Annotated in this window: 14 protein-coding genes; 10 read left to right on the top strand and 4 right to left on the bottom strand. The window is 58.8% G+C overall.

What is annotated here, in order from left to right; translation table 11 throughout:
- The first annotated feature begins 250 nt into the window (after positions 1–250).
- The 4 genes from LAO20_22720 to LAO20_22705 all read left to right on the top strand — a co-directional run bounded on the left by LAO20_22720 (position 251) and on the right by LAO20_22705 (position 5,541).
- The gene (locus LAO20_22720; protein MBZ5534249.1) at positions 251–976 is read left to right on the top strand and encodes a hypothetical protein; all 726 of its coding nucleotides are present in this window, start codon (positions 251–253) and stop codon (positions 974–976) included.
- 111 nt (positions 977–1,087) lie between these two features.
- Entirely contained in the window at positions 1,088–1,978 is an 891-nt protein-coding gene (locus LAO20_22715) for a hypothetical protein (GenBank protein ID MBZ5534248.1), read from the top strand.
- Between the two features lie 198 nt (positions 1,979–2,176).
- Positions 2,177–4,417 (top strand): multicopper oxidase domain-containing protein, encoded by a 2,241-nt coding sequence (locus LAO20_22710; protein ID MBZ5534247.1) that lies wholly within the window; start codon positions 2,177–2,179, stop codon positions 4,415–4,417.
- Between the two features lie 140 nt (positions 4,418–4,557).
- Positions 4,558–5,541, top strand: a complete 984-nt coding sequence (locus LAO20_22705; GenBank protein ID MBZ5534246.1) for an SCO family protein — start codon at positions 4,558–4,560, stop codon at positions 5,539–5,541.
- An 89-nt stretch (positions 5,542–5,630) separates the two neighbouring features.
- On the opposite strand, the gene LAO20_22700 is transcribed toward LAO20_22705, so the two are convergent.
- Positions 5,631–6,077 (bottom strand): hypothetical protein, encoded by a 447-nt coding sequence (locus LAO20_22700; protein ID MBZ5534245.1) that lies wholly within the window; start codon positions 6,075–6,077, stop codon positions 5,631–5,633.
- Positions 6,078–6,362: 285 nt separating this feature from the next.
- Between LAO20_22700 and LAO20_22695 the strand changes: the two genes are divergently transcribed.
- Positions 6,363–6,923: a TetR/AcrR family transcriptional regulator gene (locus tag LAO20_22695; protein MBZ5534244.1), complete on the top strand. Its 561-nt coding sequence runs from the start codon at positions 6,363–6,365 to the stop codon at positions 6,921–6,923.
- A gap of 89 nt (positions 6,924–7,012) precedes the next feature.
- Here the strand turns inward: LAO20_22695 and LAO20_22690 are convergent, their stop codons facing one another.
- Positions 7,013–8,845, bottom strand: coding sequence for an OmpA family protein (locus tag LAO20_22690; protein ID MBZ5534243.1), 1,833 nt, complete (start codon positions 8,843–8,845; stop codon positions 7,013–7,015).
- Positions 8,846–9,167: 322 nt separating this feature from the next.
- Between LAO20_22690 and LAO20_22685 the strand changes: the two genes are divergently transcribed.
- The 5 genes from LAO20_22685 (at position 9,168) to LAO20_22665 (ending at position 12,680) form a co-directional block, all read left to right on the top strand.
- Positions 9,168–9,587: a PaaI family thioesterase gene (locus LAO20_22685; protein ID MBZ5534242.1), complete on the top strand. Its 420-nt coding sequence runs from the start codon at positions 9,168–9,170 to the stop codon at positions 9,585–9,587.
- Between the two features lie 362 nt (positions 9,588–9,949).
- On the top strand, positions 9,950–10,177 hold the full coding sequence (locus LAO20_22680) for a hypothetical protein (protein ID MBZ5534241.1): 228 nt from the start codon (positions 9,950–9,952) through the stop codon (positions 10,175–10,177).
- A gap of 31 nt (positions 10,178–10,208) precedes the next feature.
- Positions 10,209–10,856 (top strand): DUF4126 domain-containing protein, encoded by a 648-nt coding sequence (locus LAO20_22675; protein MBZ5534240.1) that lies wholly within the window; start codon positions 10,209–10,211, stop codon positions 10,854–10,856.
- A gap of 87 nt (positions 10,857–10,943) precedes the next feature.
- Positions 10,944–11,561, top strand: coding sequence for a DUF47 family protein (locus tag LAO20_22670; GenBank protein ID MBZ5534239.1), 618 nt, complete (start codon positions 10,944–10,946; stop codon positions 11,559–11,561).
- Between the two features lie 78 nt (positions 11,562–11,639).
- The gene (locus tag LAO20_22665; GenBank protein MBZ5534238.1) at positions 11,640–12,680 is read left to right on the top strand and encodes an inorganic phosphate transporter; all 1,041 of its coding nucleotides are present in this window, start codon (positions 11,640–11,642) and stop codon (positions 12,678–12,680) included.
- 8 nt (positions 12,681–12,688) lie between these two features.
- Here the strand turns inward: LAO20_22665 and bshC are convergent, their stop codons facing one another.
- Entirely contained in the window at positions 12,689–14,284 is a 1,596-nt protein-coding gene (gene bshC, locus LAO20_22660; protein ID MBZ5534237.1) for a bacillithiol biosynthesis cysteine-adding enzyme BshC, read from the bottom strand.
- A gap of 171 nt (positions 14,285–14,455) precedes the next feature.
- The gene (locus LAO20_22655) at positions 14,456–14,863 is read right to left on the bottom strand and encodes a hypothetical protein (protein MBZ5534236.1); all 408 of its coding nucleotides are present in this window, start codon (positions 14,861–14,863) and stop codon (positions 14,456–14,458) included.
- Positions 14,864–14,992: the final 129 nt, after the last annotated feature.

Below are 14,992 nucleotides of genomic sequence, written 5' to 3'. Positions count from 1 at the left end.
CAACACCCCCCAGGTTTAGAGCAACACCCCCCAGGTTTAGAACAACACCCCAGGTTTTAAGGAGTTTACGAAAATGAAAACCCTCTACAGATTCGCGACACTAACACTACTGCTAGCTGGGGCGATCCTAGCGACGGGTGTCCAAACGTCCGCACAAAATCAGCCGCCCGGCCAGCCCATTCTTCTGGGTACAACCGGAGCGTGCTTTAACAGCGTTCCAGGTGGTCCATGCACCCAGAAGAGCACACTGGTGCAGCTTGATCCGCAGACCGGCGCGCTCATCAGGGAGATCGGCCCGGTGGGCTATACGGTCAACGGGTTGGCCTGGGACTGCACGGCCGGGAACTGCAAGTCCGGCACGCTGTACGCAACAACGGCCATCGGAGACGTCAGCTTCCACGGCTTGATCACCATTGACCCCAACACGGGACAAGGCACGCCCGTTGATGCAAGCGTCGTCAATTTCGGGCTGTCGGTCGATCCCGGATCTGCGGGTTCTCCTGTCCACTCCATCACGGTTGATTCCGAGGGGAATATGGCCGGCTGGTATGACGAGTTCGGGCCGGGAGTGACCGATACATTCGTACGGATCGATAAACACACCGGCATCGCGACTGAGTTCAACAACACCGGGATCAACACGTCGCAGAATGGGCTTTCGTACAGCGATCTAAATGTCCTGTGGAATATCGACAGCCCCAAGTTTGTGAACGGCGCTTTGACTCAAACCGCTTACATCCTCGATCCCTCGAATGGGCAGCCGGTCCTTGCCAGGGCCTTGACTCCGCCGGTGGCGGCCGCCCTGGGCGACTTCAATCCCATCAGCAACCAGTACTATGGGCTTTTCTTCGACACGTCCTTTCCCTCGCCCGTCACGTTCATCATGGTGGTCAACCTGCGCAAAGGCACAGTGACCACGCTGGGGCAAACCGTAGATAACCTGCACACACTCGCGTTCATGAAAGACCACCCATAACGGCAATGCAGAAATGGACAGCACATGTGCAGCTTCGCATCACGAACACGGGAGCCAAAGGCCCTGCAACATCCCCCCAGGGAGTCTAGCAAGCTTAAGGAGCCTAAGAAAATGAAGACACTATGGAGAGTAACACTCACCGCAATACTAACCGCAGCGGTCCTGATGGCATTCGTCCCCCAGGCGTCCGCCCAAACCCCGCCGCCCGGCGCGCCAGTTCTGCTGGGCACCACCGGGGCGTGCAATAACGTCAACCCGGGCGGTCCTTGTACCCAGACGAGCACACTGGTGCAGATCGATCCCACGAACGGCGCACTTGTCAGGACGATCGGCCCGGTGGGCTACACGGTCAACGGGTTGTCCTGGGACGTCACGTCCGGCAAGCTGTACGCTACAACCGCCGTTGGAGATGTGAGCTTCCACGGCCTGATTACCATTGACCCCAATACGGGACAGGGCACGCCCGTGAATGCCAGCGTGGTCAATTACGGGCTGGATATCACGGAGGGAACCCTGGGTTCTCCCGTCCACTCCATCGCCATTGACTCCAATGGGAACGCCGTCGGGTGGTATGACGAGTTTCCGCCGCCGGTGGGAGTCACCGATACTTTTGTCACGATCAATACAGCCACCGGCATCGCCATTGAGCATAACAACACCGGGATCAACACGGGCCAGAACGGTGTCGCGTTCGCCAAGCATGATCTCCTGTGGAACATTGACAGCCCCAAGGTTGTGAACAATGTTGTGACGCAAACGGCCTACCTTCTCAATCCCGTAGATGGAACGCCTCTTGATGCCAGGGACGTGTCTCCGCCAACGGCAGCGGCCCTGGGCGATTTCAATCCCGAAGGCAATCAGTACTATGGCCTCAACTTTCAGGTCCTCACCACCAACCCTACTTCCCTGATGGTGATTGACCTGAAAAAAGGAACGGTGACCAATGTGGGGCAAACGGTGAATGGCCTGCATGTGATCGCGTTCATCAAACACCTTCCATGAGGCTTGAAGAAGGAACGGCAGGACGGCACGTATGCAGTTTTATAGCAAGATGGCACTGAATCACCCCCAAGGGCTGCCGAGCTGCGAGCTATGCGACTCGGCAGTCCCCCCTGGGCTAATACACAACCACCAGCCAGGCTGCGAGAGATCAAAAGCCGGCCGATACAACCACAGTCGACACGCAAGGAGCGCACTCAAATGAAGCACAGAGAAGATGGGTTTTTCCTTCCGGAAAACGCCTCCCAGGCACGCATTCGAGAGGCAGAGAACGCGCGCAAGAACCGCGCGGAAATCGTTAAAGCATACTCGCACGGCCAGGTTAGCCGGCGCGACCTTATTAAGTGGGGCCTGATCACCACCGGTGGCCTGCTGGCGCCGATCCACGGCCTGAACCCGTTCGTCAGCAGTGCCTACGGGAGCATTCCCACGGGCGCGAATCCCAGCCCGCTGTTCGGGGCCCTGCCTTTCACCCAGGCCATGCCACGCTTCGATCTGTTGCCGCGGCTGCCGTTTGGTGGGCGCCAGACGTTGACTCCCACGCCGACGGCGGAGTCCAACCAGACACAACAAGCCGTTGACCCGGCGTTGGGTGGCGGCACCGGTCCGATTGAAGGCCGCCCTCCTGGAGCCACCTGGGCGCACCAGTCATTTGCCCAGTTCCCGCCTCAGATCGCCATGGAAGCCACGCAGCAGGGGAACAAAGGACCCAACACCACCTACAATCCGGGTGTCCCGTCAAGCTTGAATTCCGGCATCAATCCGGCTACGCCGATTCCGCTGACGTTTCACCCGAACTTTCCGGTGCAGGCCGAGAACTCGGTGTGGACATTCAATGGAACGGTTCCGCCAAAGCTGGCCATCGGCAAATATAGTGAACCGATCCTGTTCCGCCATCACAACGGCCTGCCCGCCGATGTGACGCAAAACAACGGTTTCGGGCGCAACACCATCAGTACCCATGAACACAACGGGCATCACGGGGCCGAGAATGACGGCTTCACCGGCGCCTTCTTCTTTCCAAATCAGTTCTATGACTATCACTGGCCAATCAAACTGGGCGGTTTCACCACCTTCAACACCGGCGCCACCGATCCTCGGGCTTCCACACCCGACGGCAGCGGCGGCCTCACCAATATTCCGGGCGACTGGCGTGAGACCATGAGCACCCATTGGTTCCACGATCACATGTTCAGCTTCACCAGCCAGAACGTGTACAAGGGCAACGCTGCCATGTTCAACATCTACAGCGGCCTGGATCGCGGCAATGAGGGGATCAATGACGGCGTGAACCTGCGCCTGCCATCGGGCACCACCAATGACTTTGCCAACCTGGACTATGACGTGAACCTGTTGCTGTCCGACAAGGCGTTTGACGCCAGCGGTCAACTCTACTTCGATATCTTCGACTTTGACGGGTTCCTGGGCGACGTAATGACCGTGAACCTGGCCTACAGGCCGTATTTCGAAGTGGAGGCGCGCAAGTACCGCTTCCGCATTCTCAACGCCAGCGTGTCGCGCTTCTTTGCGTACGGTCTTTCCGACAACTCAGCGATGATCCAAATCGCCAACGACGGCAACCTGCTTCCGGTCCCGGTCACGCAAACCGTGTCTGACGAGCAGGGCATCGCCGAGCGCTATGACTGGGTCATTGACTTCTCGCGCTACAAGGTCGGGAGCACAGTGCGGCTGGTCAACGTGCTGGAACACCAGGACGGCAAGAAACCCAGCAACAAACTCACGGTCGCCCAGGCCCTTTCCGGGCAATCCAACGATCCCTGCGTGGGCGCTATGCTGGAATTCCGCATCGTGCGCAAGCCGGCCAAGAAGGACAACAGCCAGGTGCCCAATGTCCTGATCCCCAACCCTGACCTGACAAACGTCCCCGTGGCACGCACGCGGGTGTTTGAGTTCAACAGCGGAGCAAACCAGAACCCGAATTTGTTGAACGACCCAACTTGCTACGTCACGGGCGCCGGTAACCAGTCAGGCCCCTGGGGCGTCAAGACCGATCAACAGGGGCCCACGTACGACGCCTGCTTCGGACGGATCTCGGCGTTGCCGCAATATGGCACGCGCGAAGTCTGGACCCTGCAAAACGGTGGCGGCGGTTGGGACCATCCCATCCACATCCACTTTGAAGAAGGCCAGATCCTGGCCCGCAACGGCAGCATCAACAACGTGCCGGCGTGGGAAAGGGGCCGCAAGGATGTGTATCGCCTGCGTCCAAGCGGCAGCGTGACCATCACCATGCAGTTCCGCGATTGGGGCGGCATGTTCATGGAGCACTGCCACAACACCGTCCATGAGGACAACGCCATGTTGGTTCGCTGGGAGACCAAGGGCCTGGGAGCTCCGTTCCTGTCGCCGCTCCCGACTCCAGTCCCGACACCGCAGGGCGTCACGTTCATTCCACCGAGTGAAATCCTCCCGACGGCCTGAGCCGTTAGAGGCGTTAAGCAGTCCGGCTGGCCGCCCCGCGTCCTGGTCCACTCACGCCCCGCAAAGCGTGGATGGGCCAGGCGGGACGGCCCGCCGGGTCCGTTTTCAAGTACGAATGAACCGTGAAAGGAGCTGTAATTATGCGACCGAAAAATTGGGCAAGCCTTGCCGGCGTGGCCGCCGTGATTCTTGCGGCTGCGATCTTAATGTCTGTTGGACCCGCCCCGGCAGCCGCTCAATCGCACTGGGGAGCCAATTATTTTCCCAACGTTGAGCTGACCGACCAGAACGGCAACGTCCATCATTTTTATGACGATCTGCTCAAGGGCAAGATCGTGGTCATTGAACAGTTCTATACGCACTGCGTTGACATCTGTCCGCTGGAGACCGCACGCCTGGCCCAGGTGCAGAAAATGCTGGGCGACCGCGTGGGCCAAGACATCTTTTTTTATTCCATCAGCATTGATCCTAAGCGGGACACTCCGGAAGTAATGAAGGACTATGCGGAGAAGTATCACGCCGGCCCCGGCTGGCTGTTCCTGACCGGCAAGAAGGAAGACATTGACGCAATCAACAAGAAGCTTGGATTTCAAGACCCGCAACCGGGCGACCGCGACGGCCACTCGCCTCACCTGCTACTGGGGAATGAGGCCACTGGGCAGTGGCTGCGCAACAACGCCCTGGATAACCCGCGCTTTCTGGCCATCATGATTGGCGACTGGATGAACAGCTGGCAAAGCAAACAAGAAAACCGAATGACTTCCGGCAAGACCTATGCCGAGGCACCCGCAATCAAATTCGACGACCAGGGCAAGTATGTGTTCTTCACCCAATGCGCGGCTTGCCACACCATTGGAGGGGGCGAATCCATCGGCCCGGATTTGCGCGGCCTGACCAAAATCCGCGACCCGAAATGGCTCAAGCTCATTGTCCAAACCCCGGAGACGCTGCTGGACCAGGGCGATCCGCTAGCTGCCGCTCTGCTCAAGAAGTACGGCGGCGTACGAATGCCCAATCTGCATTTCGATGCCGAGACCACCGACCTCTTGATCAGCTATATGGAAAGGCAGTCCGCTGCAGTCAACGCGAAGGACGCAGCCGCAGGCACGGCCGCAAACAAGTAGGAGCGACCCAGGTAAGGAGAAAACCAAGGCAAGCGCTTCGCTCCCGGGCAAATCCCCGGGAGCATTTTTTTTGGATCCCTCGGCTGAGCTTACGTAAACTGCAGCTCTTGCTGCGCCGCCAGGTCGCATTCGTCGCAAAACTTGGCATACCAGCGTTCAATGAACGCTTTGAGGACCTGACGCACGGGACGCCCGTCAACGAACAAAGTGGACCCCGCCAGCTCAGCCCAGGTGTGGACCTGCGTTCCGCCGTTTGGCATGGATTCAAACTGCACCCACTGTTCCATGGTGTTGCCCATGGCATGGTCAATCCAAGCCACGGTTGCAGGAGGGGTGCAGATGGTGATCACGTGGTCCACTGTGGTCTTGACCGGCTCGAGGATTTCAATTTTGAGGCGGCTGCCCACTTCCCAGGGCCTGCCGGAACGCCACTCGATATCGCCATACACGTCGGCGACGCGGCGCCACAGATAGATGTTGGTAAACAGTTTCCAGGTCAATTCGCGGTCAGCTTTGATGACCGCCGAAAATTCCACACGTACCATCTCGTCAGACCTCGCAGAAAATGATTCTCGTTGGTTGTGCACAGCACAACACACATTCGCGCGCGCGTGGCTGCGCCCACGGGGGAACTCCGATGCGGTTGCCTTCGGAATCAAATTGTCAGCAGGACGGGAACCCGGAAGAGGGGGAACGGTACTGCCGGAGACGGCTTACATGGCCCAGGTCCGGCGCGCAAACGTCGCCGTACCTCCGTCACTAATTACTATTAATACTACATTGTTAGTGTTACATTGTGCAAGCTACTCACCAGCACTCTTATGCCTCGTACTGCTGACCGGAAACTGGAAGACCGCATCCTGCGGGCGGCCCAGCGGCTATGGCGCTCCCACGGGGAAAAGGCTTTGACTCTGCGCGCGGTCGCGCGCGAGGCGGCCACCACCACCACCACGGTTTACAAGCGGTTCCGCAACAAAGAAGCCTTGCGTTTTGCCGTGGCCGAGAGGGTCTACAAGCAGATCACTTTGCGAGTCACCAGCGCCACGCGCACTAAACATGTCTACCGCCGCTATCTCGACTTCGCCGAGCGCCATCCCTGGGAATACCGGTTGCTCTTCGGGCCGGTTTGGACGGAGATTCTTGGGCCGGGACGTCCCCGGTCCATCAAGACATGGCTGCTGGACCGGTTGGCCGCTCAGTATGGCGGCAAGCCGAAGCAATACCAGAGGGTCTATTACGCGCTGTTCTTTGCCGCGCATGGCGCAGCCGCGCTGCTCGCAGCTACGCCTCACAGCCGCGCCAATCGCGAGACCCGCAGGCAATGCCTGGCGGTGTGCGACGCGCTGGTCAAGAACATCAAATTGCTGCGCCGCCCGAACTGATCCTTATTCCTGCACCAGTTGCCGCAAAAGACTTGCGGCAGGCCCGTAGGAGGACCTGCCGCATCAATCAGTCTGACTGCTGTTAAGACTTACTTCTTTTTCGTCGCTGGTGGTTTAGCGGCGGGTTTCGGCGCCGGTTTGGTTGTGCCGGGTTTGGCTGCGGGCTTCTTCGCAGTTCCGCCAGCAGGGCCTTTAGGATTGATCAGGTTCAGCGCGTCTTCCGCATTGAACGGATATTTGCGCGTTGAAGTCTGACCGGTGTTGGGCAGCGTGACGTCCACACGACGGGCGCCAGCCAACGCCAACACATGGGCGTTCCGGGTCAGCTGTTTCTTCTGCGCCGGTGTGAGGCCCGTCTCTTGCTCCACGGCCTCTTTCACCTGAGCGTCGCCCATAGGCTCTTCTTCTCCCAATCCCTGAGTGTCAATGCGGTCCGCCGACACTCCCTGCTCTACCAGGAATGCCTTGGTGCGGGCCACTCGGCGCTCTGAGAGACCTTGGTTGTATTCAGTCCCGCCGCGAGGATCAGCATGGCCTTGCAGCGACAAGCGAGCATCTGGCTTGTAAACCAGATACTTCTTGAAGTCGCTGGCCAACTGGACCAGGGTGCGTTCCTGGCTGGTCAGCAGTCCGCCGTTGGGGTTCTTGACCGTCGGCTGGGCGGTTGGGAAGTAAATGCTGTGCAGAGCCAGCCGGACTTCCAGTTGGACCTGCTCCGGCGGTTTCTGGACTTCCACTTCAGCTCTGGCGTCGGCCGTGCCGCCATGCCCATCATTGGCGTGGCAGTTCACGATGTAGTGGCCAGGGGCCAGACCCGTGGTGTCAAACTGGGCCGTTGCGCCTGAACCGCTGACGTTGCCTCGGCTGGCGTCAAAGGTGTAGGTGAGTTGATCGTTGTCGGGATCGCTGCCCGTAGCGGTGACGGTGGCGCGCTGTCCGGGAGCAACCGTGCGCGGCGAAGCAGCGCAGGTCACTGTAGGCGGACGATTCGGCCGCGGCTCCACATTCACAACGGTCGAAGCGCTGGCTGTGCCGCCGCGTCCATCGTTGACCGTGGAGGTGATGGTGTAGGCGCCCACGGCCAGGCCCGCTGAATTCCAGCGAACCTCAGAGCCGCTGCCCTCAATGGATCCGCCAGTGGTCGACCAAACATAGGTCAACGGATCGTTGTCAGGATCGCTGGCTGTAGCCAGTACCACGGATTTGTCGCCGGAGCCTTCATAAACTTTGGCGGGATTCGGCGAGATGGTAATCACTGGAGGACGGTTCGGCGGCGGTGGTGGCGGCGGTGGCGGACCTCCACCGATGCGGAGAACCAGTCCAGTGGCGGCACGAATGTTGCTCTGCTGGTTGTCAAAGCCGTCGTTGAACTTGGTAAACAGGTATTCGCCCTGGACCACGCGCCATGCAATATGTTTGTTGATGGTTAGATCAATGCCGCCGCCCAGGGCCGTGGCAAACGCGTTCTGTTTGAACGAATGGTTGAAGAAGCTGCCGCCGCTGGGAGTGGGGTTGGTGGAGCTGACGCGCGCCGTCCCAAAAAGGGCGTGAACAAACGGCGTCCACCGGTCGCCCCGCTTGGAGAATCGCGGACCGAACAGGAACGTTGACATATTTCCGGTTACGCCGGAGGGCAGGTTGCCCACGCGGTAGTAGCCGAAGTCGGCCACCAGGCCCAGCCACCGGTTGATGTTTCCGGCGACGGAGGCGGTACCGCCCTGATTGTCAAAGTTTTCGCGCAACGCGTTCTTCACGTTGAACTTCATGAAGGAATACCCGAGAAACACTTCAGCCCCGGGATAACTCTCGCCGGAACCGGCCGGCGGAGCGGGAGCCTTCATTGCCGGAAACAGCAACGCTGGATTACTGCGCAAAGCGGCTGCGGGAGCAGCGGTATTGGTCCACGCTACGGATTCGTCCATCGTGGAACTATTGGTTTTTTTGGCGGCGTCGTCGGCCAATGATGCTGACGCCACAAGCATGAGCCCAAGCACTATCGCAATAAGTCGCGTGCGCGCGTGCATGTATCCTCCTCAAGCAGAGAGCTTTATGCAACCCGGTATCATATCAAAGAAACGCAAGTCCATCGCGACCTTGCGCGCTCGCCGCTGCCGGCATCACAGAAGCTCTGTGCCGGGGCCGCTCGATTGATTCTCGGATCAGGACACGGCCCGCGAACCCAGCGCAAACTTCTTGTCCCGCCCGGATTACACTTCTGCGCCCCCGATGCTAAAGTGAATGGTCATGGAAAATGAGAGTTCCCTTAGCCGTTTGCGCGAATTCATGTCCAGCGCTGTGCCTTATTGGCAGACGCTGGGACTTGAACTGAAAGAAGTCGCCCCAGGACGAGCGGTGTTTGAGGCCGTGGTCCGACCAGATCTTTTGCAGAACAAGCTGCTGCACGGCGGCGTGGTGGCGTCCATGGCCGATTCGGCCTGCGCGGTGGCGGGCATCTCCACGGTGTTTCCAGCAAGCTACGCCACCACCATTAATCTCCAAGTGTCGTTTCTCCGGCCGGTGGTTGAAGGACGATTCCGCGCCGAAGGCAAGTGCATCAAGGCCGGACGCAACGTTCTGTTCTGCGAAGCCAATGTGTTCGACGAAAAACAAGCGTTGGTTGGGACCTGCACTTCGCAGCTGCTAGTCATCCCTTTGAAGAGATAAACACAAAGCGGGCCTGCGTTCGTCCCCGAATGCTTGTTTCTGGCCTTCCCGGCCGCGAGACGGGTTGTTCCCGCTGGTATGTCATAGGTTTTTCTGTGAAATTTTGTATGTGCTTGATAGATATATGGTTAACTCAAATTCGGCGTCCTCATAGGCTCTTTGAGCGCTAAACAAGCGTTGCATTGCGTGTAAAAATGCCTTACAATAAAGGGTTTTTACGACACTTGGCTTCTTTCTGGGCAAGAAGTACTAGAACTATCGTTCCATCAATGTGAAACCAAGGGAAGTGTTCGGGAATCGAATACTTAGGAACTTTCTGTAAGCACTCTTAGTTACCTAAAAAAGGCAGGACAATACTCAATATGGCGAGAAGACGCGGTAATCCGAACTGGGGCAAGCCAGAACCGATTGGCCCGGTTATCCCCGTTGTTACGTCGTTCGAGCAGGCCGTCAAGGAATACAAACTGACGCCTGACCAGTACATTCGCTCCACCCGTCTGCGGGAATGGGCGCGCCGTAACAAGAATTCAAAATACATCCCTGAACCCCTTTTGGAAGCTTGGGGATTCGAAATTGAATCAACCCTCTAAGCTGATAGACATCTTATGGAAAGCCGCCGCAATGGGCGGCTTTTCTTTTTTGGGAATCTCGCCCGCCTTTTCCTTGAACCTGAGCCAGCAGGAGATCCTGGCGATTGTGGTGGGCGCCAGCTTTGCCGCCGGACTCAACGTGTACGCCACCGTGGCCACGTTGGGCCTGCTCTCCCACGCGCACCTTTTCCAGCTTCCATCCGCATTGCATCCCTTGAGTTCGTGGACGGTCATCGTCATCGCGGCTCTGCTTTTCGTGCTGGAGTTCTTTGCCGATAAGATTCCGGTTTTCGACCTGATCTGGAACGGGCTCAACACCTTCGTCCGGGTTCCCGTAGCGGCCTTGCTTTCCTGGGGAGCAACGCAGCAGCTTTCTCCGCTCGCCCATGTGCTGGTCACTGTGCTCGCCGCGGTCATCGCGCTGGCGGCCCACGGAGGCAAGACGGCGGTCCGCGCCGCAGTGACGCCTTCCCCGGAACCTTTCTCCAATATCGCCCTGAGCCTGGGCGAAGACGTGTTTGCCGTTGGCATCACCTGGCTGGCGACGCAGCACCCGGTGGCGGCGGCGGTCATTGTTGGCATCGCCTTGATTGTGGTGGTCATCACGATTCGCGCCGTGTGGCGCGCATTGAAGAAGCTGTTCAGCCTCAGCGGGCCGGAGACTAAGTCCACAGTTTGACGATCCTGAGCGCCACATGCGATAGTTTCTGGTTTGTTAAGGTTGTGTTAAAACGCCAAGACCACTCCAGGAGCGGCCCGCGACAGCATGTTCCGATTTATCCCTCGCGATACCAGGTTTTTTGAACTCTTTGCCGAGATGGCCAACAATCTCGCCGACGGCGCCCGTCTGCTGAAACAGACGCTGGATGATTTCCAGAACGTGGAGTTGCGGGTGCAGCAGCTCAAAGGCATTGAGCATCGCGGCGACGATATGACACACAACGTCCTGACCAAGCTGAACCAGACGTTTATCACGCCGTTTGACCGCGAAGATATCTACCGCTTGGCGTCGTCACTGGACGACGTGCTGGATTTTATTTACGCCGCGGGCGTACGGCTGATCATGTACAAGATCACCAGCGCTCCGCCGGCAGCCTCGCGCCTGGCGGAAATTGTGGTGCAACAGGCCGACCAGCTTTCGTTCGCCCTGGCCAAGCTGGAGAAGAAGGGCGACACCGTGCTGGAACACTGCGTGGAGATCAATCGCCTGGAAAATGAAGCGGACCAAGTGGCCCGCGCGGCCATTGGCGCACTCTTTGACAAGGAAAAGGACCCGATTTCGCTGATCAAGATGAAAGAGCTGTATGAAGTCCTGGAGACGGCCACCGACAAAGCGGAAGACGCCGCCAACGTGCTGGAAGGCGTCGTGCTCAAGAGCGCCTAAGCACCGAAACCATGCGCAACCATCCTTCTCTTCGAGGCTAGCCGGGTGCACCTAAGCGTATTACTGGTCGTTGTCACCATTTTCATCGCGCTGTCGTTTGACTTCATCAACGGCTTCCACGACGCGGCCAATAGCATCGCCACCGTGGTGTCAACGCGCGTGCTCTCTCCGCGCCTGGCGGTGGTGTGGGCGGCCGCCTTCAATTTCATCGCGGCTTTCGTTTTCGGGACGGCCGTGGCCAAGACCATCAGCAGCGGGCTGGTGGACGCCACGCAGGTCACGCAATATGTGATTTTGGCGGCGCTGGCGGGAGCGATCATCTGGGACTTGCTCACGTGGTGGTGGGGCCTACCGACGTCTTCTTCGCACGCGCTGATCGGCGGCCTGGCCGGAGCGGCCATCGCCAAAGCCGGCTGGCAGGTTCTGGTGCACGAACCGAAACTCCACTGGCCGATCATCGGCGACATCCCCGGCCTGGGGGCCAAATGGATGTCCACTTTGATCTTCATCGTGCTGGCCCCGCTGATCGGTTTGATCATCGGGCTTGCCCTGATGATCATGATGTCCTGGATTTTTCAGCGCAGCGCTCCGCGAACAGTGGACAAACTGTTTCGCCGCTTGCAATTGCTCTCCGCCGCGGCGTACAGCCTGGGCCACGGCGGCAACGACGCGCAAAAGACCATGGGCATTATTGCCGGCGCGCTGCTGGCCGGCGGATATCTGACGCCCGCGCAGTTCCTGGTCGGTTGGGGGCCGTATAAATGGTGGATCATCCTGGGCGCCAATGCGGCCATTGCGATGGGGACGTATTTCGGCGGCTGGCGAATTGTTCACACCATGGGTTCGAAAATCACCAAGCTCAAGCCCGTCGGCGGGTTCTGTGCGGAAGGGGCAGGGGCCATTACGCTTTTCGTGCTGGCGATGAAAGGCATTCCTGTTAGCACCACACACACCATTACCGGAGCGATTGTCGGCGTGGGATCAACGGGTAGACTTTCCGCTGTGCGCTGGGGCGTGGCCAAACGTATTGTCTGGGCCTGGGTCCTCACGATTCCGGCGTCTGCGGCGGTTGCGGCGATTACCTTCTGGCTGCTCCACTTCTTCGTGCCCAGCGCCTAAGCGCAGGCTTAGAGATTTTGCAACGGTATTACTTGATGGTCCGCGCAACGGGCGTTCGCCGATTCCTTTATCTTCTCTACCACTCCCATCCCATACTTGAGCAGGAAATACAAACCGCCCACTTCCCTTTCCTGCAATTGCTTGTTGGGGTACAAGAGCATGGATAGCTCGTCCGCGTGGCGATGGAGTTCTGAGTTCTTGCGGGCCTCCGCGCGGGCCGCTTTGTCGCGAAGACCTTGCAATTGATAGCGCATCTTGGACGCGGCGTTTTCCGCGGCGTCCAGCAGCGTGCGGTCCAGCTTTTCCAACGGCGATTGCATGAGCGCGATGGCCTGCTCCAGATGGTCGGCTGCCGCATCAAAACTCTTCAGAGTGCTCTCCGGCAGCGCGCGCGCGGCCACGGCTTCGCGAAGCTGCTCCGGTACCACAAAGATATCGGGCAAGGTGAGAGCGTAGCGGTCCAGCAGTTTGGCCTGGCGGGGTTCAATCAGTGTGGCAAAAATTCGCGGGAGGATCGGAGTCACGCGCGGGGCAAGATTGCGGTAGACCGTTTCAATCTGGGCGAAGTAGGCTACTTCCGCGGGCCCGCCGATGTAACACAGCGTGGGCAGTAGAAAGTCCTGGACCACCGGACGCAACAGCACGTTGGCGCTGAATCGCTCCGGACATCGCTCCGTCTCCTTGAGCAACTCGGCTTGCGAGACCTTGCGGTCGCCGATGAGGAAGTCTCCACCGCTGTCGCGGACCGGCGTGCGCACGCCATTTTCCTGATAGAAACACAGCGTGTGCGAAGGCGTCACTTTCACCTGAGCGTGATAACCCGCAGCCTCCAGTTCCTGGTTGCGTGCTTGCAGCGCCTGGTTGATGACACCTGATTTCTCCAGCGCCGCGCGGTAAATGGGCTGCGCGATTCGGTGCAACTCCGGATCCAACGCGTTCAAGAAGATGATTCCTAAACCAGCAAAGACTTTCGCATAGAACTTGGCGAAGGCGCTGCCAAAGTTCTCGCCTTTGCGATAACTCGCCGCCAGAAGTTCGGTGACTTCGGACGCCCCAAACAGCGCTTCCACCTGATGCACGGCCGCGGTGATCTCGTCGGCGAAAACAATCGTGCCCACCGGCGCGCCTTCGGCATGGGCAACGTTGACGGAGATCTTTTGCAGAGATTCAGCCGATGGCAGATTGACCGAGCTGATCTCGGCGAAGTCATGGTCTTCCGCTGCCAGCCAGAAAACCGGGACAGCGCCGGCATTTTCCGCGTGCATGGCCGCGGTGATGGCCTTCAACATCACAAACAGCGGCCCGCCAAACAAACCGACCTGCTGGCCGGTCACCACCGCCGGCGCGCCTTCCCGCAAGCGCTGGATGTTGGCCAATGTCTTTTCGCCGGCGCCGAAGTCACGGTTCTGCCGTTCCAGAATGTCAGCCACGGCCTTGCGCCGCTCGGGCGGATACTGGATCTTTTTGGTCTCGGCGGGCCACCAATCGCGGCCCAACGGAGGCTGCGCATAGAACTTCTTAACGCGTTCAAAATGACTTAGATAGTCGCTAAAAAGACGGCTGGTGCAGGGAATGCTCGCGAACGACACGCACTGGGATTCCACGATTCGGGGCTCCACCATCGGCATAAACAGATTGGACGCGCACGGGCCTGACTGGTTGCAGAATATTATGTTGGCCAGAAGTCTTTACTTCTTGCCCGCTCGATTGTAAATGGATAGGCCCGCCATTTCCTGAGTAAAGCAATCACCGCCCATGGGAATGGCCTGCGCGCGCTACTTCCCTAATTCGACACGATAGGCAAAGAGAACATATCCCGAGAATTCCCCTGAGGCGGTCACCCGGCTGCCCGGTTTTGCCGAGTAGATCTTCTCTTGAGCGCTATCCGGCAGACTGTCAAGCAGGACGCGCAGGGAGTCGTTGCCCTGGAGCAATTCAAAGTAGTGCTCCGTGCGAGAGACTTCCCCGATTTGTCCACGAACGGCCACCTTCTGCTGTGCGAAAGTTTTCGGGTCCGAGCGAAGCTGCTTGATGGTCACGCGCTTGAAGTGCATGCCAGCAGTGGGGTCCGATTGTTGCGGCAATGTCGCGGAAGAAGCGTTTGGCGTCTGAGCATCACGCGCTACGTCCGTCCGTGACGGATGCAACACGCCGGCTGCGGGAATTCGAGCATCCGCGACCATCAAGACATATCCGAGGAGAAACACTGACGCAGTTCGCAAAAGCATCTTTCACCTTCCTCACAGAAAACCGAGCGGCATGGCGAACCGCGTGCCAGTGCCGCCCGAAATCAGACTGATCACATCATCGAA

The organism is Terriglobia bacterium, from assembly GCA_020072815.1.
In the GTDB taxonomy this organism is placed as follows: Bacteria; Acidobacteriota; Terriglobia; order Terriglobales; family Acidobacteriaceae; genus Angelobacter.
The sequence above is the reverse complement of the archived record's forward strand: the minus strand, read 5'-3'. Positions and strand labels throughout refer to the sequence as shown.